Genomic DNA, 21,310 nt, shown 5'->3' with positions numbered 1-21,310 from the left:
GGGATGGGTGAAAGATTTCACAAAGGGATGGCGTTCCGGTCCCGGACCGGCGCCGCGGGCGCGTCAGCTCATGCGCAGGGCCAGGAAGAAGTCCAACTTGTCCTCCAGGCGCGCGAGATCACGGTTCGTCAGCTGCTCGATCCGGCCCACCCTGTAACGCAAGGTGTTCACGTGCAGGTGGAGGCGGGCGGCGCAGCGGGTCCACGAGCCGTCGCAGTCGAGGAACGCCTCCAGCGTCGGGATCAGCTCCGCGCGGTGCTTGCGGTCGTAGTCGCGCAGCGGGTCGAGCAGCCGGGCGGTGAACGCGCGGCGCACATCGTCCGGGACGAAGGGCAGCAGCAGGACGTGCGAGGCCAGCTCCTGATGGCCCGCGGCGCAGACCGAGCCCGTGCGGGCGGCCGCCACCCGGCGGGCGTGCCGGGCCTCCTCCAGAGCGCCGCGCAGCCCCTCCGCCGAATGCACGGCCGCGCTCACCCCGATCGTCAGACGCCCGTCGTCCGCGAGCCCCGCCGACAGCGGGTTCCGTACGGCCGCGAGGAGGGAGTCCGCGATCAGGCCCTGCTCCGAACCGTCGTGCTCCGCCGCGACCGCGGGCAGCGGGACCAGCGCGATCGCCTCGTCACCCGTGTGGGCCACCGCGATCCGGTCGGACGGCTCGGGGCCGGAGGACAGCGGGTCGACCAGGATCTCCTCCAGGAGCGACTGGGCCACCGGGCCGCCCTCGATCTCCCCGCCCGCCCACTCGACGCGGGCCACGACGACCTGCCAGTGCGGGGCCGCGCCCAGGCCGGGCAGGAGCACGGGGGCCGCCACCCGCAGCCGCGCGGCGATCTCGGCCGGGGCCGCGCCGGTCTGCACCAGCTCCAGGACCTCCTGGGCGAGGCGGCGGCGCACCGTACGGGCCGCGTCCCGGCGGTCGCGCTCCACGGAGATCAGCTGGGTGACGCCCTGCAGCAGGTCGAGCCGCTCCTCGGGCCAGTCGCCCGCGTCTGCCTCCACGGCGAGCAGCCAGTCGGAGAGGACCGTCTCGCGTACGTCCCGCGCGCCCGGCGCCGTGCTCCGGCCACCGGTGCGGATCCCGAACACCGAGTACGTGGTGGTGTCGATCGTGACGCGGTGCGGGGCCCGGCGGCCCGCGCGGGTGGCCGACAGGTGCTCGGCGGCCAGCCGCGCGCAGACGGCGGCGGGCAGGTCGGGCCCGGTCGAGTTCGACCCCGCGATGGCGCGGCCCGCGGGGGACAGCACCCAGGCCCGCAGATCCAGATCGCTGCCGAGCAGGTCGAGGACGACGTCGGGGCCGCCGCCCGCGGGGCCCGACGTCATCAGGCGCCGGTGCCGGTCCACCACCGCCGCCAGATCGCCCGCCCGCTCGCCCGACACCTGCCGTACGACGTGCTCGGTGATGGTCGCGAACGCCACCGACTCGTGCACCGCGAACAGCGGCAGCCGGTGCCGGACGCAGGCCTCCACCAGGTCCTCGGGGACGGCGCCCAGCTCGGCCTCGCCGGCCGCGAGCGCGGCGACGCCCGCGGCGGACAAAATCCGCACGAACGGCTCGGAGTCGGCGGCGTCCCGGCGCCAGGCGAGGCCCGTGAGGACCAGCTCGCCGCCGGACAGGTAGCGGCTGGGGTCCCGCAGGTCCGTGGTCATCACCCCGCGGACGGTCCGGTCCAGCTCGTCGTCGCCACCGAGGAGCCTGAGGCCCAGCGCGTCCGTGTCCAGCAATGCGCGCAGCCGCATGTCGTCGTCGCCGCCGATCTGTCTCGAACTGTTTCCTGGGTTTCTGCAGGAAAACGGAGAGGTTACTGATGTTCTCCGTTCATACGAATCTACAAGACACCTGTGTTGGTCAGCCAACTCCTTCATGGTTTCCGTGACTGACCCTGGTGGAGCACAGGACGGTGTACTGGGCCCACTCCGCGTTAACAGCACATGAACGAGCCTCCGCGATCCGCACATCCGTGGCTCGATCCGATCGAACGAACCACGAACGACGAAGAAGAGAGCCGCTCATGGACTTCCTTCGCCCCGCCAGCTGGGAGGAGGCGCTCGCCGCCAAGGCCGAGCACCCCACAGCTGTGCCGATTGCGGGTGGCACCGATGTGATGGTCGAGATCAACTTCGACCACCGGCGACCCGAGTACCTCCTGGACCTCAACCGCATCGGCGAGCTGGGCGAGTGGGAGGTGGGCGAGGGTCCCGCCGGCACGGTCCGGCTCGGCGCCTCCGTCCCGTACGCCGACATCATGGAACACCTGCGGACCGAGCTGCCGGGCCTGGCGCTCGCCTCGCACACGGTCGCCTCGCCGCAGATCCGCAACCGCGGCGGCGTCGGCGGCAACCTCGGCACGGCCTCCCCGGCCGGGGACGCCCACCCGGCGCTGCTCGCCTCCGGCTGCGAGGTCGAGGCCGAGTCCGTCCGCGGGTCCCGGCGCATCCCGATCGACGAGTTCTACACCGGCGTGAAGCGCAACGCGCTCGCCCCGGACGAGCTGATCCGCGCCGTCCACCTCCCGAAGGCCGACGGACCTCAGCAGTACTCGAAGGTCGGCACCCGCAACGCCATGGTGATCGCCGTGTGCGCCTTCGGCCTCGCGGTGCACCCCGGGACGCGGACCGTGCGCACCGGCATCGGCTCGGCCGCGCCGACCCCGATCCGCGCCAAGGAGGCCGAGCAGTTCCTCAACGCCGCGCTCGACGAGGGCGGCTTCTGGGACAACGGCAAGATCATCACCCCGTCGGTCGCCAAGCAGTTCGCGGACCTGTGCTCCGCCGCCTGCAACCCGATCGACGACGTGCGCGGTACCGCCTCGTACCGCCGCCACGCGGTCGGCATCATGGCCCGCCGCACGCTCACCTGGGCCTGGGAGTCCTACCGCGGTAGCGCGGCAAGCACGGAGGGAGTCGCGTAATGCGCGTCAATTTCACGGTCAACGGCCGCAAGCAGGAAGCCGACGACGTGTGGGAGGGCGAGTCCCTGCTGTACGTCCTGCGCGAGCGGATGGGCCTGCCGGGCTCGAAGAACGCCTGCGAGCAGGGTGAGTGCGGCTCGTGCACCGTCCGACTCGACGGCGTGCCGGTCTGTTCGTGTCTGGTGGCCGCCGGACAGGTCGAGGGCCGCGAGGTCGTCACCGTCGAGGGCCTCGCCGACTTCGCGAAGAACCGCTCCTGCGGCGGGCATGAGGGCGCCTCCAGCGGTACGTCGCTCCAGGACGCGCAGAGCTGGGGTGCGAAGGGCAACGACTCGCAGACCGGCGAAGGCGCCGAACTCGCCCCGATCCAGCAGGCGTTCATCGACGCCGGCGCCGTCCAGTGCGGCTTCTGCACGCCGGGTCTGCTGGTCGCCGCCGACGAGATGCTGGAGCGCACCCCGGACCCGTCCGACGCGGACATCCGCGAGGCGCTCTCCGGCAACCTGTGCCGCTGCACCGGCTACGAGAAGATCATGGACGCGGTCCGGCTCGCCGCCGCGCGCCAGTCCGAGGAGGTCTGAGTCGATGGCTGACACCCGCACCACAGGTATCCCCTTCAACGTGACCCAGGGGGCGCAGACCAAGGGCGGTATCGGCGAGTCCACGCTGCGCCCGGACGGCACCCTCAAGGTCACCGGCGAGTTCGCGTACTCGTCCGACATGTGGCACGAGGACATGCTGTGGGGCCAGATCCTGCGCTCCCCGGTCGCGCACGCCGAGATCGTCTCCATCGACACCGGCGAGGCACTGGCAACTCCCGGCGTCTACGCGGTACTTACCTACGACGACCTGCCGACCGACGTGAAGAACTACGGCCTGGAGATCCAGGACACCCCGGTTCTCGCGCACGGCAAGGTCCGCCACCACGGCGAGCCCGTCGCGCTGGTCGCCGCCGACCACCCGGAGACCGCGCGCCGCGCCGCCGCCAAGATCAAGGTCGAGTACCGCGAGCTGCCCGTCATCACCGACGAGGCGTCCGCGACCGCGCCGGACGCGATCCTCGTCCACGAGGGCCGCGACGACCACCACATCGGCCATGTCCCGCACCCCAACATCGTGCACCGCCAGCCGATCGTGCGCGGAGACGTCGAAGAGGCCCGCAAGCGCGCGGACGTCATCGTCGAGGGCGAGTACTACTTCGGCATGCAGGACCAGGCGTTCCTCGGCCCCGAGTCGGGTCTCGCCGTGCCGTCGGAGGACGGCGGCGTCGACCTGTACGTCGCCACCCAGTGGCTGCACTCGGACCTCAAGCAGATCGCCCCGGTCCTCGGCCTGCCCGAGGACAAGGTGCGCATGACGCTCTCCGGCGTCGGCGGCGCGTTCGGCGGCCGCGAGGACCTGTCGATGCAGATCCACGCCTGCCTGCTCGCCCTGCGCACGGACAAGCCGGTCAAGATCGTCTACAACCGGTTCGAGTCGTTCTTCGGACACGTCCACCGCCACCCCGCCAAGCTCCACTACGAGCACGGGGCGACCAAGGACGGCAAGCTCACGCACATGAAGTGCAGGATCGTCCTCGACGGCGGCGCCTACGCCTCCGCGTCGCCGGCCGTCGTCGGCAACGCCTCGTCCCTGTCGGTCGGCCCGTACGTCATCGAGGACGTCGACATCGAGGCGATCGCGCTCTACTCGAACAACCCGCCCTGCGGCGCCATGCGCGGGTTCGGCGCCGTCCAGGCGTGCTTCGCGTACGAGGCCCAGATGGACAAGGTGGCCGACAAGCTGAACATGGACCGCGTCGCGTTCCGTCAGCTCAACGCCATGGAGCAGGGCACGCTCATGCCGACCGGGCAGCCGGTCGACTCCCCGGCCCCCGTCTCCGAACTGCTGCGCCGCATCAAGGCGATGCCGCTGCCGCCCGAGCGCCAGTGGGAGTCCAGCGAGGGCTCCGACGTGCGCCAGCTGCCCGGCGGCCTCTCCAACACCACGCACGGCGAAGGTGTCGTGCGCGGTATCGGATACGCGGTCGGCATCAAGAACGTCGGCTTCTCCGAGGGATTCGACGACTACTCCACCGCCAAGGTGCGCATGGAGGTCATCAACGGCGAGGCCGTCGTCACCGTGCACACCGCCATGGCGGAGGTCGGCCAGGGCGGCATCACCGTCCACGCGCAGATCGCCCGCACCGAGCTGGGCGTCGCGCAGGTGACCATCCACCCCGCCGACACCCAGGTGGGCTCGGCCGGTTCGACGTCCGCGTCGCGTCAGACGTACGTCACCGGCGGCGCCGTCAAGAACGCCTGCGAGCTCCTCCGCGAGAAGGTCCTGGAGATCGGGCGCCGCAAGCTGGGCACCTACCACCCGGCGTGGGCCACCGCCGAACTGCTCCTGGAGGGCGGCAAGGTCGTCACCGACGGCGGCGAGGTCCTCGCGGACCTGGTCGACGTCCTGGAGGACGAGGCCGTGGAGCTGGAGGAGGAGTGGCGCCACCGGCCCACGGAAGCCTTCGACCTGCGCACCGGCCAGGGCAACGGGCACGTGCAGTACTCGTTCGCCGCGCACCGCGCCGTCGTCGAGGTCGACACCGAGCTCGGCCTGGTCAAGGTCATCGAGCTGGCCTGCGCCCAGGACGTCGGCAAGGCGCTCAACCCGCTCTCCGTGATCGGCCAGATCCAGGGCGGCACCATCCAGGGCATGGGCATCGCGGTGATGGAGGAGATCGTCGTCGATCCCAAGACCGCGAAGGTCAGGAACCCCTCCTTCACGGACTACCTGCTCCCCACCATCCTCGACACGCCGACCATCCCGGTCGACGTGCTCGAACTCGCCGACGAGCACGCCCCGTACGGGCTGCGCGGCATCGGCGAGGCCCCGACCCTGTCGTCGACCCCGGCCGTCCTCGCGGCGATCCGGAACGCGACGGGTCTGCAGCTCGACCGGACGCCCGTCCGGCCCGAGCACCTGACGGGCACGGCAGCTTCGAAGTAGCCGTGTGCGGCCCGGCCCCGCCGGGGCCGGGCCGCGTCAAGAGACACGGGGGCCTTCGTCCCCCGGAACCACAGTTGCCGTCCGTCTCGGGCCGTCCCCCGGGTCGTGCAGCGATCCCAAATCCCGCACGCGCACGAGTAGTTCGCGGGTGCCCCTTTGAACCTTGGGAAACGAGGCACCATGACCCAGCAGTCCCTGGAGCCGAAGACCGCCGACGAGGCGGGCGCGGGTTCGCGTCAGCCCGCCGGCAGATCTTGGCTCGACCGGTACTTCCACATATCCGACCGAGGATCGACGGTCGCGCGTGAGGTGCGCGGCGGTGTCACGACCTTCATGGCCATGGCGTACATCCTCCTGCTCAACCCCCTGATCCTGTCCGGCAAGGACGCCGCGGGCGACATCATGGGCCAGAAGGCCCTGATCACCGCGACCGCCTTCGCCGCCGCGTTCACCACGCTCCTGATGGGCTTCGTCGGCAAGGTCCCGCTCGCCCTTGCCGCGGGACTCTCCGTCTCCGGTGTGATCTCCTCGCAGGTCGCGCCGCAGATGACCTGGCCGCAGGCCATGGGGATGTGCGTGATGTACGGCGTCGTGATCATGCTCCTGGTCGTCACCGGCCTACGTGAGATGATCATGAACGCGATCCCGCTCGCCCTCAAGCACGGCATCACCATGGGCATCGGCCTGTTCATCGCCCTGATCGGCCTCTACAAGGCCGGTTTCGTGCAGGTCGGCAAGGCGACCCCGCTGACACTGGGCGCCACCGGCGAACTCGCCGGCTGGCCCGTCCTGCTCTTCGCGGGCACCCTGCTCCTGATCTTCATGCTGCAGGCGCGCAACACCCCCGGCGCGATCCTGATCGGCATCGTCACCGGCACCGTCGTCGCGATGATCCTCAACGCGCTCGACGTGATCGACCCGAAGCAGTGGGCCAACGGCGCCCCCGAGCTGCACGGCAGCGCGGTCTCGTCGCCCGACTTCTCGCTCTTCGGCAAGGTCGAGTTCGGCGGCTGGGGCGAGGTCGGCGCGATGACGGTCGGCATGATCGTCTTCACACTGGTGCTCGCCGGCTTCTTCGACGCGATGGCCACCATCATCGGCGTCGGCACCGAGGCGAAGCTCGCCGACGACAAGGGCCGCATGCCGGGCCTGTCCAAGGCGCTGTTCATCGACGGCGCAGGCGGCGCGATCGGCGGCGTGGCGGGCGGCTCCGGCCAGACCGTCTTCGTCGAGTCGGCGACGGGCGTGGGGGAAGGCGCCCGAACGGGCCTCGCCTCCGCCGTCACCGGCCTGTTCTTCGCGGCCTGCCTCTTCTTCACGCCGGTCACCGCGATCGTCCCGCAGGAGGTCGCGTCCGCCGCGCTCGTCGTCATCGGCGCCATGATGATGATGAACGCCCGGCACGTCGACTGGGCCGACCGCGCCACCGCGATCCCGGTGTTCCTGACCGTGGTCCTGATGCCCTTCACGTACACCATCACCACCGGTGTCGCCGCGGGTGTCATCTCCTGGGTCGCCATCAAGATCGCCCAGGGCAAGGCGCGGGAGATCGGGGCCTTCATGTGGGGCCTCACGGTGATCTTCCTCGTGTACTTCGCCCTCAACCCGATCGAGAGCTGGCTCGGCGTGCACTGACCCCGCCCGCCCGCTCTTCCTCGTCACCGCTAAGGAGACCGATCCATGCTGGACATCGCCGAACAGCTCGACCGGTGGGTCCGTGAGGGGCGCGACTTCGCCGTGGCCACCGTGGTGGCCGTCGGCGGCAGCGCGCCCCGGCAGCCGGGCGCGGCGCTCGCCGTCGACAGCGAGGGCACCGCGATCGGCTCGGTCTCGGGCGGTTGCGTGGAGGGCGCGGTCTACGAGCTGTGCCGCCAGGCGCTCCAGGACGGGCAGCCGGTCCTCGAACGCTTCGGGTACAGCGACGACGACGCCTTCGCCGTGGGTCTCACGTGCGGAGGCGTCATCGACATCCTCGTCACACCGGTACGCGCCTCGGAAGAGGCCGTACGCGGCGTGCTGGCGGCCGCGCTGGCCGCCGCCGCCACGGGGGAGGCGGCGGCGGTCGCGCGGATCGTGTCCGGACCGGCCGAACTCATGGGCCGCGCCCTGCTGGTGCGCCCCGACGGTTCGACCGAAGGCGGCTTCGGCGCCCACCCCGAACTCGACCGCACGGTCGCGGGCGAGGCGCTCGCGTATCTCGACGCGGGCCGCACCGCCACTTTGGAGATCGGCGAGCAGGGCTCTCGTTGCGGAGCACCGCTCACGCTGCTCGTCGAGTCCTCCGTCCCTGCACCCCGGATGATCGTCTTCGGCGCGATCGACTTCGCGTCCGCGCTCGTCCGCATGGGCAAGTTCCTCGGCTACCGCGTCACCGTGTGCGACGCGCGGCCCGTCTTCGCGACGGCCGCCCGCTTCCCGGACGCCGACGAGATCGTCGTCGAATGGCCGCACAAATACCTGGAGCGCACCGAGGTCGACGGCCGCACCGTGCTGTGCGTGCTGACGCACGACGCCAAGTTCGACGTCCCGCTGCTCCACCTCGCCCTGCGCCTGCCCGTCGCCTACGTGGGCGCCATGGGCTCCCGCCGCACCCACCTCGACCGCAACGAGCGCCTGCGCGAAGTCGGGGTCACCGAACTGGAGTTGGCCCGCCTGCGCTCGCCCATCGGCCTCGACCTGGGAGCGCGTACGCCGGAGGAGGTGGCGCTGTCCATCGCCTCGGAGATCGTGGCGCACCGGCGGGGCGGCAGCGGCGTGTCCCTGACGGGCGCGCACACGCCGATCCACCACGAGGCGGCGGCCACCCGGCGGATCGGGTCAGTCGCCTGACGCCTCGAAGGACGAAGGGGAGTAGGCCAGTTGGATCTCACCGGTCCACTTGCGACTCACCAGGGTGCCGCGCCCCGGCGGCTTGGGCGTCGCCCGCGTCTGCCCCAGGAGCATGCCCTCCTGGGGGTCGCCGGACAGGATGATGCCGTGGTCGCCGTGGTCCCGCAGCCGCTGGACGAACGGTTCGTACAGGGCCCGGTGCATACCGGCCGAGCTGCGGGTCAGCACGACCCGCAGGCCGATGTCCTTGGCGTACGGCAGTAGTTCCAGCAGTGGCAGCAGCTCGTTGCCCAACGAGGTGGCGACCAGTTCGTAGTCGTCGACGAAGAGATGGATCGCGGGTCCGGTGTACCAGCTCCGGTCCCGCATCTGTTGCGGCGTCACATCGGGCCCCGGCAGACGGCTGTCGAGGACCTCGCGCAAGGCCGCCACGGTGTCCCGGAGCATGGCGTGCGAGGTGCAGTGCGCCCGCACATGCGACTCCGGCAGATCGCCGATCAGCGTCCGCCGGAAGTCCGCCACGAAGATCAGGGCCTCCTCGGCCGGGTACTTCTCGGCGACGGAGCGGGCCAGGAACCGGAGCAGCGACGTCTTGCCCGACCCCGTCTCGCCCAGGACGAGGAGCAGCGGGTCCTGGACGAAGTCGACGACCACCGGTGCCATGGCCGTGCCGTCGATCCCGATGGCCAGGGTGCCGGCCGGGGTGTCGGCCGGCGCCGGCAACTGGGCCGGGGGGAGCACACGCGGCAGCAGCCGGACCGGCGGCGCCCCGGGACGGTCGCCCCAGGCGGCCCGGACCCGGTCCACCAGAGCGGCCGTGGCCCGGCCGAGCGGCAGGTCCCCGCTGCCCCGCAGCCGGGGCAGGGCCGCGAGGAAATGACGCCGGTCGGGCGTGAGCCCGTGCCCCGGCCGGCCCGCCGGGACGTGCTGGGCGCTCTTGCGGTCGATCTCCGATTCCGAGGGGTCGCCGAGACGCAGTTCGACGACGTGGTGCAGCCGCTCCCGCAGGGTCGGGCGGACCTCTGCGTACCGGGCGGCGGTGAGTATCAGATGGATGCCGAACTCCTCGCCCCGCCCCGCGATGTCGAGGACGGCGCGCTCCAGCTGCTCGTACTCGGTGCGGAGCGTGGCGTACCCGTCGATGACGAGGAAGACGTCACTCCAGGGGGCGGTGAGTTCTTCCCGCCCGAGGTACTTCTCGCGGTACTCCGCGATCGAACCGACATCGCCGGCAGCGCATTCGCGCTCCCGCCACGCCAGGATCTCCACGACCTCGGCGAGGGTGCGCCGCACCAGCTCCTGTTCCGTGCGGCGGGCGATCTGGCCCACGTGGGGCAGGCCGGCCAGGTCCGCCAACTGGCCACCGCCGAAGTCGAGTACGTAGAAGCGGGCCTCCTGCGCGGTGTGGGTCAGCGCGAACGACATGATGAAGGTCGCGACCAGCGTCGACTTGCCGGAGCGCGGGCCGCCGACGAACAACGCGTGCGCCCAGTCCTCCTCGGAGAAGTCGAGCAGCAGGGGGTCGCGCCGCTGCTCCTCGGGCACGTCGCACCACCCCAGTGGAACGCACAACTGGTAAGGGATCGGGGAGGGTTGCGCCTGCAGGCCGCGCTCCGGGTCGACCACGGCCGAGGGCATCAGCTCGTCCAGGGTCGGCGGCACCTCCAGCGGCGGAAGCCACACAGGGTGGCTCGCGGGGCCGTGGCGTGCGAGCCGGGCCACGACGGCGTCCAGGACCGAGGCGTCCTCCTCGGTCTCCTCGGGGCCCGGCGCCGAGGCGAACGCGGCCTTGAAGCGGACGAGGCCTTCGGAACCGGTCCGCAGATAGCCGACACCTGGGTCGAGAGGCACCCGGTTGGCGTCCGAGACACCGATCACGGTCCGGGACTCCGTCGCGGAGGCGGTGCGCAGCGCGATCCGGTACGAGAGGAAGGTCTCCAGGCCGCGCAGCAGGGTGTCGGGCAGCCGCCGTGCGGCCAGCAGCATGTGCACGCCGACGGAGCGGCCCACGCGCCCGACGGAGATCAGCGTGTCGATGAAGTCGGGTGAGGCGTCGGTGAGTTCGGTGAAGTCCTCGAACACCACGAGCAGGGTGGGCAACGGCTCCAGCGCGGCGCCGCGGCTGCCGGCGAGCCGGTAGTCGCCGTGCGAGGAGTAGTGCCCCGCGTTGCGCAGGAGTGCCGCGCGGCGCTCGATCTCGCCGGTCAGGGACTGGGCGAGCCGGGCGACGCCCGGGGCGTCCTCGCGGCCGAGCTCGGGCACCGCGGAGGTGTGCGGCAGCGCCGACAGGCCCCGGAAGGTGCCCCGGCCGGGGGAGCCGACCAGCAGGAAGTTCAGCTCGGCGGGCGCGTGCGTCGTGGCGAACGAGAGGACCAGGGTGCGCAGGAACTCGGTCTTGCCGGAACCGGCGGTGCCCACCAGCAGCCCGTGCGGGCCCGCGCCGCCGGAGGCCCCTTCCTTGAGGTCGAGCCGCACCGGCGCGCCCGAAGCCGTCGTGCCGAAGGGCGTGGTCAGCCGGTCGGCGGGCGGCCGGTCCCGCCAGAGGCGGGCCGGGTCCCAGTCGGCCGGCCGGTCCATCCCCAGCAGCTCCGCGAAGGAGACCCAGGCCGGCGCGGCGTGGTCCGGCGAGGGGCCCCTGCGCCATCCCGCCCGGATCCGCTCCACGGTGTCGGCCAGCGAGCTGCGCGCTGCCACGTGGCCCGTGACGTCGTCGAGGCGGGGCACCGCCACCCGGAACCGGCGCCGCCGGGACAGCGCCCAGCCGACGCCCACGCTCGCCGCGAGCACGGGGTCGACCTGGGAGTCCTGGGCGTGGTCGAGCGCCAGCTCGATCCGGGTGCCGAGCAGCCCGAGCAGTTCGGGGGTGAAATCGCTCCAGCGGCGGGCGGTGACGCACAGGTGGACGCCGTAGTTGAGTCCCGTGTTCGCCAGCCGGTGCACCTCGTCCGCGAACCCGCCGCGCTCCCAGCAGAAGTCCAGCCAGCCGTCGATCACGAGGAAGAGGTCGCTGGTCTCCACCGTGCCGAGGGCACCTTCCGCGCGCAGCGCGCGGAACGCCTCGATGGAGTCGATGTCGTGGTCGCGGAAGAGGGAGCGGCGCGCGGCGATGGCGTCCTTCACCGTGGCGAGCGCCTGGCTCACCTGGCCCCCTTCGTGCGGTGCGGCGACGCCGCGGACGTGGGGCAGGGTGCGCAGGACCCCGAGCCGGTTGACGGCGCCTTCCAGGAGGACGAACTCGGCCTCGCCCGGGGTGTGGGTCAGCGCGAGGGACAGGACGAGCGAGCGCAGCAGCGTGGTCTTGCCACTGCCGAGCTTGCCGACCACCGCGGCATTGCCCTCCCGGCCGGAGAAGTCGACGCACATCAGCTCGCCGTCCGCCGAGTGCTCCAGGCGGCCGACGGGGATGCGCAGTTGGGCGGCGCCTTCCCAGGCGTCGCAGGTGAAGCCGCGGTCGGTGGTCTCCATCGGGGGCGGGAGCAGCGTCCCGAGAGGCAGTTCGTGGGTGGCCGCGGCGCGTCCGGCGGGGCCCGCGGTGACGTCCAGTTCCGGCGCGTAGGCGAGGGCCACATCTCCTTCGCAGTGGCCGGACTTGGTGGGCGTCTGGTCGGGGCCCGTCTGGTTGCGGACGGCGTCGTGGACGTAGGTGTACAGCTCGTCGGGGGTGATCACGCCGTCCCGGTTGAGGTCGGCGAGACCGGTGCTGAGCCCTTCGATGACGGCGTTGGTGAAGCGCGGTGCGGAGACCCCGTTGTCGATCTTCAGCTGGTCGCCTTCGTAGGCGTACTCCAGGGCCGTCGTGGCGGTGATGACGAACGTGCCGCGCCCGGCGAGCGCGGCCTCCACGTCCACCGGGGCGGGCGACATGGGTGTGCCGCGGTGGAAGAGGCCGCTGTAGCAGCAGTCGAGCAGGACGACCTTGGTGCCGGCCTGGCTCTCGTCGAGCAGGCCGTGCAGGAACATCGACGAAACCGCCGTGGCGGCGGGCCGGTTCAGGCGCGTGCCGAGGGTGGCGAAGAACAGCCGGTCGCCGTCGTTGCGGATGCCGTGGCAGGCGAGGTAGAGCAGGACGAAGTCGTCGGGTTCCCGGTCGGCGAGGAGGTCCTCGATCGCCCCCTCCACCTCCTCCTTCGGCCGGTTCATGAGGGCCCGCACCTCGTCGAACCGGCCGATGGCCGGATCCCGCAGCAGCGCCTGCAGTTCGACGGCGCCGCGAGCCGGCGCCCGCAGCTGGTTGAGCCCCGGGTCCTGGTAGCCGTCAGTCGCGACCAGCAGTGCGAGCCGGCGCCCCGCCATCGGTCTCCTCCGCCTCGTCCGTCGCGTCCCCGGCCGCCGCGCCCGCCGCGATCCGGGCGCTCACCACGTCCACGAGGGTCTGCTGATCCTTCGCGGACAGGGCGGTGAACGAGCCCTTGTTCCCGTCGAACTCCCACTCCACGGCACGCGCCTTCGAGCGGTTCACGTAGGCGATGACGACATTGCCGACGGCTTTGAGAGTGGCCGCGGAGAACACGCCGCTGAGGACCAGGACGGCGATGTCGTGCCCCGCGCCGGCCATCGACCCGGCCGGGGCCGGCCGCGTCCCGCGCTCGACGCGCAGCGCGCCGAGCCTGCGCAAGTCCTGGAAGAGGGCGCGTACTTGACGGTCCAGCTGGTCCGCGGGCGCGTCGTCACCGATGTCGACGCGCAGCTCCAGTTCGTGCACGGCCCCTCCTCCTGCCCGCGCGCACCGTCCGGAGCCCGCCCGGAGATCGTATCCGCCCGGTCCGTGACGCGTGGGAGACGCGGGACAACGAACGTCCCGTGCACCGTACTTGACGCCGTGCGTCCCGTCCCCGACGCTCGTTTGGGAGCGCGCCTGTGGATCAAGACACCGGGGGAGTCGGACGGGCTGTGCCTGCGCGGGACGGACGGGCCCGAGGACCCCGAGCGCGGGGGCCTCGACCCGAAGGCGGGGGACTGGTTCCCACAGCAGGCACTTGAGCTGGTGCGGTTCGCCAACCCCCCGCTCTTGTAGGGGGAGTTCAGTTCTACGGGAGCTTCAACACCTCGAACGCCTCCTGGTCGGCCAGGGAGCGCAGGAACGGAGCGGCCTCGAACGCCTCGGCCGGGCTGAACACCCCGGCCTTGCGCGGTCCCTCGCCGCCGGTGAGCCGGAGCACGGCCTCCACGGAGACCAGTGCCCCGGCCCGCCAGATGTCCCGGCCGCGCACATGGGCGTTGCGGCCGCCGCCACCGGCGCGCACGACCTGGACGGCGACCGTGAACTCGGTGCGGGCCCGCTCCTCGGGGCTCGCGTCGAGGCTGCTGAAGATCTGTTCCTCCTCGAACGTCGAGGCGGTGAGCTGCACTTCGACCGCGCGGGTCGGGACGTGCCGGGGCACGGTGACGACCTCAGGGGAGGGGAACGGCACGATCGTGGTGCGCGGCCCGACCGGCGGCGGGAACGGGAAGACGGAGTTGCGGACCTCCACCGGGCCGACGCGCTGCGCCCCCTGCGCGTACGAGATGCGGTCGATCTCCCCGATGAGCAGGTTCGCGGTGTCCACCGCGCCGCGCGTCATCCGCCAGCCGGTGACGGCGTAGCCGACGGTGACCTTCTCGATGCCCTCCGAGGGCGGCAGCCCCGCGGCCGCCGCCGCGGCGAGCAGGTCGCCGACGCCCCCGTAGAAGCTCATCTGCGGGACCAGGACGGCTCCGGTGCGCTCGGCGACGCCCTGGTACGCGTCGAAGAGGTGCTTGACCGGATGCGGCTCTATGGCGTGGTCGACGTACGGGATGCCGGCCTCGGCCGCGGCGGCGGCGACCGGGGCGCCCGTCGTGGTGAAAGGCCCCGCGCAGTGGTTCACCGCGTCGGCCCGCTCGGCGAGCCGGCGCAGGGCGCGGGCATCGTCCAGGGGTGCGACATGGACGTTGACGCGGTCCGGGGCGGCGAGTTCGGTGGCCAGGGCGCGCAGGCCCGGCTCGCCGCGCCCGGCGAGGATCACGTCCTGGCCGCGGGCGAGGAGTTCGGCGGTGACGAGGCGCCCGGTGTGTCCCGTGGCGCCGTAGACGGCTATGGCCATGAGGCGGCTCACTTCCGTACGAAGGAGGGTGACCAAGTGGGACAAGATACAACTCATCCGCCCTGCCGACGAGTTGCCGAGTCACTCAACTCCGTTGCCGCAGAAGCCCGTTCACCACACGCCCGAACATCCATCGCCCTGCCACCGCGAGCACCGGGTCCGCGAACGCGGGCACACCGCGCACCCGTAGCTCCTCGCGCCACTCCACCCGCGCCCCGCCCGCGCCGAGCGGCCGCACCTCGACCTCGGCCCACCCGGTGACGAGGCGGCCGCGCTTGACGAGCCGGCAGCGGCGCGGCGGCTGCCACGCGACGACCTCCATCGGGTCGTCGAAGCCGAACCGGCGGCCGACCCCGGTGTGCGCGACGAACGCCGTGCCGGCGGCCGTCGGCGGCGGCGTGGTCACCGTGATGCGGGTGAGCGGCACCAGGTCGCCGTGGCGCTCCCAGTCGGTCAGGCGCCGCCACGCCTCGGCGGCGGACAGCGGGGTCTCGCGGACGATCCGGACAAGGGCCACGCCGCGAGCGTAGGCCGCCGACCGGCGAGCCGGGCCGTATCCCGTCACGCGTGTCGCGGGATAGGGGCGGGGGCGCGGGCGGGCGCTCAGGGCCTGTAGACCTTGCCGGCCTCCGCCTTGCCCGGTGCGAGCAGCTGCGGGACCGTCACGAAGACGTAGCCCTTCTGCTTGAGCGTGTCGATGATGCCGGGGACGGCCGGGACCGTGCCCTTGTAGATGTCGTGGAGCAGGATGATGCTGTCGCGCTTCGTCTGCTCGACGGCGCGCTTCTGGATCAGCGCGGAGTCCGTGGTCGTGTAGTCCTTGGTGGTCACGTCCCACAGGATCTGCGCGAGGCCCTCCTTCTCGGCGAGCTCGCTCACGTGGTCGTTCGTGCGCCCCTGGGGCGGCCGCATCAGCGTGGGGCGCTTGCCGGTCAGCTTCTCCACGGCGTCGTCGGTGCGCCGGAACTCCTCGCGGATCTGCGTGTCGTCGATGTCCGTCAGGATCTTGTGGTCCCAGGTGTGGCCGGCGAGCTCGTGCCCCTCCCTGGCCATGCGTTCGACCAGGTCGGGGTGGTCGGCGATGTGGTTCTTGCCGAGCAGGAAGAACGTCGCGGGGACCTTCTTGTCCTTGAGGATGTCGAGGAGGCGCGGGCTGTTCTCGCTCGGGCCCGCGTCGAAGGTCAGGGCGACGCACTTGGCCCTGCGGCAGTCGACCGTGCCGAAACGGCCGGCCTCCCCGGAGACCTTGCGGGCGGTGCTCGGGCTGGTCGTGTCGTACCGCGTACAGCCGCTCAGACCGAGGGAGAGGGCTCCGGCGGCCGCCAGTACGGCGGCCGCTCGGAACCCTCTTCGTATTTTCATCATCTTCTCAGGTGCGGCAGGCATGCCAGCACTATACACACGGTGTATACACTGAGTGTGTAGCTATTTGAGCTGCGGTTTTTGGAGCTCAGGCCTCCCTGTAGGCAGTCAGTAGCGTGGTGAGCGCTCCCACGTAGTCGCCGCTCAGGGACAGGTGGTCGGCGTCCGCGAACGGCTTGGCCCAGGCGGCCGTGACCCGGTCGCCCGCCTTCCGCTGGACGATCAGCCGCGCCCGCTCGACGAGCGCGCGCCCGGCCGTCGCGCCGCGCACGTGCCGGGCCGCGAGCGCGAGTGCCCTGAGCGTGGGTTCGCCGCCGCCCCGCACCTTCGTCAGCGTCGTCAGCCCGTAGCCGTACGGGAACTGCGGATCGTACGAGGAGTCGCCCACGTTGATCGGCAGCTGCGCCTGCGACTTCGGCCAGGTGACCGGGAGCTGCCCGGTGAACGCCCGCTTGCCGTAGAGCACGTCGGCCACCCCGTCGCCCTCGGTGCCCGGCAGCCAGGACGCGACGAGGCCGTCGATGTCCGCGAGCCGGTCGCCGATCAGCTGCGGGCGGCCCGAGACCACCAGCACCACGCACTTCATGGCGCCGCAGACCTTGTCCACCGCCGCCTTGTCCGCGGCGGTCAGCTCCAGGTCGTTGCCGTTGCCGACGTCGCCCACGCCCTCCGCGTAGGGGGTCTCGCCGACGACGACCACGCCCACGTCGTACCCGGCGGTCGGCGCCGAGGCGTCCTTGGAGTAGTCGATCGCGGCGCCCGGGGAGGCCTTCTTCATCGCCTGGAGGATCGTGGTGCCGTCCGTGTTCTTCCCGGACCGGCCCTGCCAGGTGATGGTCCAGCCGCCGGTCTGGTTGCCGAGGTCGTCGGCGTTCGACCCGGCGACGTAGACCTTCTGGGACTTCTTGAGCGGCAGCACGTTGCCGGAGTTCTTCAGCAGTACCTGCGACTCGGCCGCGGCCTGCCGGGCCACGGCGCGGTGCGCGGTGCCGCCGATCTCGTCGAGGTGCGACGTGTCGGCATACGGCTTCTCGAAGAGTCCCAGCTTGAACTTCTGCGTGAGGATGCGCGACACGGCGTCGTCCACGCGCGCCTGGCTCACCCGGCCCGCCTTCACCTCGGCGAGCAGCGTCGACTCGAAGTCCGCGTAGGCAGTCGGCACCATGATCATGTCGAGGCCCGCGTTGATGGACGTACGGACGTCGGAGGCGTAGTCGCCCGGGATCTGGTCGATGCCCGCGTAGTCGCTGATGACGAAGCCGTCGAAGCCGAGCTTGTCCTTCAACTCCCCATTGATCATCGCGGCGTTCGCGTGCATCTTCACGGGGCCCTGGTCGTCGCCGATGATGTCGAGCGACGAGTACGACGGCATGACTGTGCCGACGCCCCGCTTCACGGCCTCACCGAACGGCGCGAGGTGCACCGCCTCCAGCTCCTGCCGCGTCACCTTCGTGACGCCCTGGTCGATGGTGTACGAGCCCGTGGTCGACGAGCCGTACCCGGTGCCGCCGTCGCCCACGAAATGCTTGGCGGTGGCCAGCACCTTGTCGTCACGGTCGAGGTCGTTGCCGTCCGCGCGGCCCTGGAAGCCCTGGATCATCGTCTCCATGGACTTCACCAGCGCGGGGTCCTCGCCGAACGACTCGTAGGAGCGGCCCCAGCGCTCGTCGCGCGTCACGCACAGGCAGGGTGCGAAGTCCCAGGGGATGCCGGTCGCGCGCACCTCGGAGGCGGTCACCGCGCCCGTCTTCTCGGCGAGTGCGGGGTCGCGGGTGGCGCCGATGCCGATGTTGTGCGGCAGGATCGTGGCGCCGACGACGTTGTTGTGGCCGTGCACCGCGTCCACGCCGTAGATCAGCGGGATCTGGAACCGCGTCGCCTGCGCCCGCAGTTGATAGCCGTCGATCATCTTGGCCCAGCCTTCGGGCGTGTTCGGGGTAGGAACCGAGCCACCGCCCGACAACAGCGAGCCGAGGTCGTAACCGGCGATGTCGCCAGGGGACTTGAGGGCGTTGCGCTCGGCCTGCGTCATCTGGCCGACCTTCTCCTCCAGTGACAGCCGGGAGACGAGGTCGGCGACCCGCTTCTTCACCGGGAGCTTCGCGTCGAGGTAGGGCAGCCCGTGCGCGTCGATGACGACCTGCGGGTTCTCGGCGGGCGGCTTGGCGCCGGTGACCGTCAGCTTCAGCGGGATCGTCTCGGCGCTCTCGGCCTTCTCGCGGTCCTTGGCGGTCGCGACCGTGACGGTCTTCGACGCGCCGGACGCGGTGCCCGCCGGGAAGGTGACCTTGCCGCTGACCGGTGTGTAGTCCTTGCCGGGCTCGGCGGTGCCGCCGTCGCTCGCGTACTCCACGGTCACGTCGTCCTCGATCGGGACGTTCCCGGTGGTCGTGACGGAGAGCCCGACCTTGGCCGCGCCGCCCTCCTTCACCGGGTACACCGCGGCGTCCGTCGACACCTGCGCCGTCAGCGCCTGATCGGCCTTGCCGTACAACTCGACGTCGTCGAGGGCGAACTGACCCTTCACGCCGGTCGGCAGCGTGAGGGCGTAACCCCACATCCGGTCGAGTCCGAGGACGTGGTCGATGCCGCCGACGGGCTGGTAGTCCGTGCGGTACGCGAACTGCGTGAACGGGATCTCGACCTGGTGCCAGCCCTGCCAGTCGTCCGTGAACGACGTGGTCCACAGCTCGGACGCCTCGCCGTGCGCGCCGCCGTCCTTGATCTCGAAACTGACCTTCCTGCCCGAACCGGGCGGCAGCGGCGCGGTGTTCTGCCCGTACCACCAGAAGCGGATGCCCTTGGACGCGGACCAGTCGTGGGCCGGCTGATCGGCGGCGTAGTCGTGCGTGAAGCCGCCGTAGCCGCTGATGTCGTACGAGCCTTCGAGCACTTTGGCGCCCTCGGGCGCGTCCGCGCGCTCCTTCAGCTCCAGCTGCGGGTTGTCGTCCGCGTCGCCGCCCCAGGTGAAGAGGCCCTCGGCGGGCTGCGGGGCGAACGGCACCTCGCCCTCGAAGCGGTCGACGGGCACGGGCGCCGGGTCGTCGGCCGAGGCCGTCCCGGCGGCCGTGAGGGGGAGCAGTCCCGCGGCGAGTGCGGAGACGGCGAGCAGGGCGGCCCGTCTTCTGCGGCCCGGTGCGGGGGTGTGTGTGAAGTGGCGCAAGATTCTCTCCCGATGTTCCCGTTGCGGGTGATGGTGGTGCATCGTGGAGTGCCTCAATTCAAGAGTTGAGTTAAAGGGGGTGCCGGGAGACCGTCAAGTCTTCGGAACGTAAAGGGAGTTGGCGGCCCGCCATCGATTGACAGCCGCGTCGCCGCCCCGGATCGTGTCAACTGTGTTGTGACACCTGACGGTTGGGGGACCGCGATGGGGTGGCCGGGGGACGCGTACGGCAGTGGGGCGGACCGGGCGGGCCGGGAGGGGGACGCGGGGCCCTCGGGAGGCGGCGGGTTCGGACCGCCGCCCGCGATGCCGCCGCCCGCGATGCCGCCCGCGCCCCCGCCGATGCCCACGCGGCCGCCGGAACCGCCGCCGGGCCCCGCCGACCCGGCCCGGGCGCTCGCCGCCGGCCTGCTCAACCTCTCCGGCCTGGGCCTGGGTTACGTGTTCCTGCGCCGTCGGCTGCTCGCCGCGCTGTGTCTCGCCGCGACGGCCGCGCTGCTCGTCGTCGCCCTGCCCGCCGACCCGGACGGAGTGCCGGGATGGGCACTCGTCGGATACCCGGCGCTGCTCCTGATCGCGGCGGCGGACGGGGCGCGCCGGGGCCTGCGCGCCCGCTCAACTTCCGTACAGAGAAGACCCGTTCTGGTCGTCGCCCTCGCGGTTGCCCTGCTCGCGGTGCCCGCCGGGGGAGCCGTCGCGTACACCGGGCTGCGGGACGACGCCGTCGAGGAGATGCTGCTCGACCGGCTCGCCGCGACCGACGCCCTCGTCCAGGACGCCTCCACCGCGGACTTCGCCCAGGCGCGCCCCGCCTACCGCACCGCCCTGGCCCGCTACCGCGCCCTCATCGTGGACCACCCGGACTCCCGCGCGGCGCACCGCGTCCACGGCAGCCTCGACACCTACTACAAGACGGTCGCCGCGCCGTACGCCGAGAAGGACCATTGCGCAGCGGTCCGCCCGCTCGAATACCTCCGCGACGTACCGACGTCCATCGACCGCGACACCCTCGGCTCCCTGGCCGCCTGGCCCGACAAGCCCCTCGCCGTCTCCCTCCTGGAATGCGGCACCGGGAAACTCGGCACCGCCGAGAGCGACGGACACGGCGGCGAACTCGGCCAACTCCTGCGTACGTTCCCGAAGTCCGCGCAGGCGGCGAAGGTGACGCCCGCGGTGCGCGCCGCCGTCGACCAGCGCGCGGGCGCCCTGTCCGGGGCGCAGCCGTGCCGCGCCACCGACGAGCTGCGCCGTATCGGTGACACGGCGAAGGCCCTGCCCGCGCCCGCCCCCGCACAGCTGCGGGGCAAGGTCGACGGGGCCGTGCGCGACGGCGCGTACGCGTGCGGGATGGACCAGTTCAAGGACGGGAAGTTCGCGGACGCCCGCAAGACACTCGCCGGCTTCGCGGGCACCTACAAGAGCGACCGGCGCGGCAGCCGCGCCCGGCAGGTGGCCATCGCCGCCGAGATCGCCGAGCAACGCCCCTCCGCGGGAACGCGGTTGCCGCCGACGCGCGCACCCGGCGGCACGCGCATGCAGATGGTGATCAGCAACGACGGTCCCGATCCGGTCGAGATCCTCTACACCGGGCCCGTCACCGGCCGCGTCACCATCGGCGGGTGCGACGCCTGCTCGACGTACGGCAGCGAGGCCGCGGGCAGCAGCAGGGCCTGCAAGGCGAGCGGCCGCACCTACCCGAAGAAGACGCTCCGGCTGCCCGCGGGGACCTACCACTTCCTGCACAAGCCCAGCGGCCCCTCGGCCACGGCCCGCAGTCGCGCCGCGGGCGGCAGCGTCCAGCCCGGATACACCTATACGCAGTGCAGTTATGTGGTGAGCAGCGGCCTCGGCGCGGATCTCTGAGGCCGGTGCCCGGCCGCCCCCGACGAACACCGCTCCACCGCGGCCCGGGTAGGCTGGACGGCGCGTCGGCCGGTGGCCGGCGCGCGGCGGTGGGGCTCGCCGCACCCAACCGCGGCTTGCACGCCGCCAAC

The 21,310-nt window shown here is 71.8% G+C and carries 13 protein-coding genes and 1 pseudogene; 7 read left to right on the top strand and 7 right to left on the bottom strand.

Annotated features, from left to right (window positions below; genetic code table 11):
• Window positions 1-63: 63 nt before the first annotated feature.
• The gene (locus tag AB0J02_RS31305) at window positions 64-1,740 is read right to left on the bottom strand and encodes a PucR family transcriptional regulator ligand-binding domain-containing protein (RefSeq protein ID WP_363197180.1); all 1,677 of its coding nucleotides are present in this window, start codon (window positions 1,738-1,740) and stop codon (window positions 64-66) included.
• A 272-nt stretch (window positions 1,741-2,012) separates the two neighbouring features.
• On the opposite strand from AB0J02_RS31305, the gene AB0J02_RS31300 reads away from it, so the two are divergent.
• From AB0J02_RS31300 to AB0J02_RS31280, 5 genes are all read left to right on the top strand, one after another.
• Window positions 2,013-2,912, top strand: a complete 900-nt coding sequence (locus tag AB0J02_RS31300; protein WP_363197179.1) for a xanthine dehydrogenase family protein subunit M — start codon at window positions 2,013-2,015, stop codon at window positions 2,910-2,912.
• Window positions 2,912-3,493 carry a (2Fe-2S)-binding protein gene (locus tag AB0J02_RS31295; RefSeq protein ID WP_363197178.1) on the top strand — a complete coding sequence of 194 codons (582 nt, stop codon included), beginning with the start codon at window positions 2,912-2,914 and terminating at the stop codon, window positions 3,491-3,493. Before AB0J02_RS31300 ends, AB0J02_RS31295 begins: the two co-directional genes overlap by 1 nt.
• A gap of 4 nt (window positions 3,494-3,497) precedes the next feature.
• The gene (locus AB0J02_RS31290; protein ID WP_363197177.1) at window positions 3,498-5,900 is read left to right on the top strand and encodes a molybdopterin cofactor-binding domain-containing protein; all 2,403 of its coding nucleotides are present in this window, start codon (window positions 3,498-3,500) and stop codon (window positions 5,898-5,900) included.
• A gap of 180 nt (window positions 5,901-6,080) precedes the next feature.
• Window positions 6,081-7,535 (top strand): NCS2 family permease, encoded by a 1,455-nt coding sequence (locus AB0J02_RS31285; protein WP_363197176.1) that lies wholly within the window; start codon window positions 6,081-6,083, stop codon window positions 7,533-7,535.
• Window positions 7,536-7,580: 45 nt separating this feature from the next.
• Window positions 7,581-8,729, top strand: coding sequence for an XdhC/CoxI family protein (locus tag AB0J02_RS31280; protein WP_363197175.1), 1,149 nt, complete (start codon window positions 7,581-7,583; stop codon window positions 8,727-8,729).
• On the opposite strand, the gene eccCb is transcribed toward AB0J02_RS31280, so the two are convergent.
• Together eccCb and AB0J02_RS31270 are read right to left on the bottom strand one after the other, a co-directional pair.
• On the bottom strand, window positions 8,718-13,022 hold the full coding sequence (gene eccCb, locus AB0J02_RS31275) for a type VII secretion protein EccCb (protein ID WP_363197174.1): 4,305 nt from the start codon (window positions 13,020-13,022) through the stop codon (window positions 8,718-8,720). The genes AB0J02_RS31280 and eccCb overlap by 12 nt on opposite strands.
• Entirely contained in the window at window positions 12,985-13,431 is a 447-nt protein-coding gene (locus tag AB0J02_RS31270) for a hypothetical protein (protein WP_363197173.1), read from the bottom strand. Before AB0J02_RS31270 ends, eccCb begins: the two co-directional genes overlap by 38 nt.
• Before the next feature lie 147 nt (window positions 13,432-13,578).
• On the opposite strand from AB0J02_RS31270, the pseudogene AB0J02_RS31265 reads away from it, so the two are divergent.
• Window positions 13,579-13,743, top strand: a pseudogene (locus AB0J02_RS31265) (glycoside hydrolase); the annotation flags it as partial.
• Between the two features lie 13 nt (window positions 13,744-13,756).
• Here the strand turns inward: AB0J02_RS31265 and AB0J02_RS31260 are convergent.
• The 4 genes from AB0J02_RS31260 to AB0J02_RS31245 all read right to left on the bottom strand — a co-directional run bounded on the left by AB0J02_RS31260 (window position 13,757) and on the right by AB0J02_RS31245 (window position 19,358).
• The gene (locus AB0J02_RS31260; protein WP_363197172.1) at window positions 13,757-14,827 is read right to left on the bottom strand and encodes a saccharopine dehydrogenase NADP-binding domain-containing protein; all 1,071 of its coding nucleotides are present in this window, start codon (window positions 14,825-14,827) and stop codon (window positions 13,757-13,759) included.
• A 49-nt stretch (window positions 14,828-14,876) separates the two neighbouring features.
• Window positions 14,877-15,308, bottom strand: coding sequence for an SRPBCC family protein (locus AB0J02_RS31255; RefSeq protein WP_363197171.1), 432 nt, complete (start codon window positions 15,306-15,308; stop codon window positions 14,877-14,879).
• An 86-nt stretch (window positions 15,309-15,394) separates the two neighbouring features.
• On the bottom strand, window positions 15,395-16,156 hold the full coding sequence (locus tag AB0J02_RS31250) for a polysaccharide deacetylase family protein (RefSeq protein ID WP_363197243.1): 762 nt from the start codon (window positions 16,154-16,156) through the stop codon (window positions 15,395-15,397).
• 85 nt (window positions 16,157-16,241) lie between these two features.
• Window positions 16,242-19,358 (bottom strand): glycoside hydrolase family 3 N-terminal domain-containing protein, encoded by a 3,117-nt coding sequence (locus AB0J02_RS31245; protein ID WP_363197170.1) that lies wholly within the window; start codon window positions 19,356-19,358, stop codon window positions 16,242-16,244.
• A 162-nt stretch (window positions 19,359-19,520) separates the two neighbouring features.
• Here AB0J02_RS31245 and AB0J02_RS31240 point away from each other — a divergent pair, with 162 nt between their 5' ends.
• Complete coding sequence (locus tag AB0J02_RS31240; RefSeq protein ID WP_363197169.1) at window positions 19,521-21,179, top strand: hypothetical protein; 1,659 nt, start codon at window positions 19,521-19,523, stop codon at window positions 21,177-21,179.
• Window positions 21,180-21,310: the final 131 nt, after the last annotated feature.

This window comes from Streptomyces sp. NPDC050264 (assembly GCF_040655895.1).
Classification (GTDB): Bacteria; Actinomycetota; Actinomycetes; order Streptomycetales; family Streptomycetaceae; genus Streptomyces.
The sequence above is the reverse complement of the archived record's forward strand: the minus strand, read 5'-3'. Positions and strand labels throughout refer to the sequence as shown.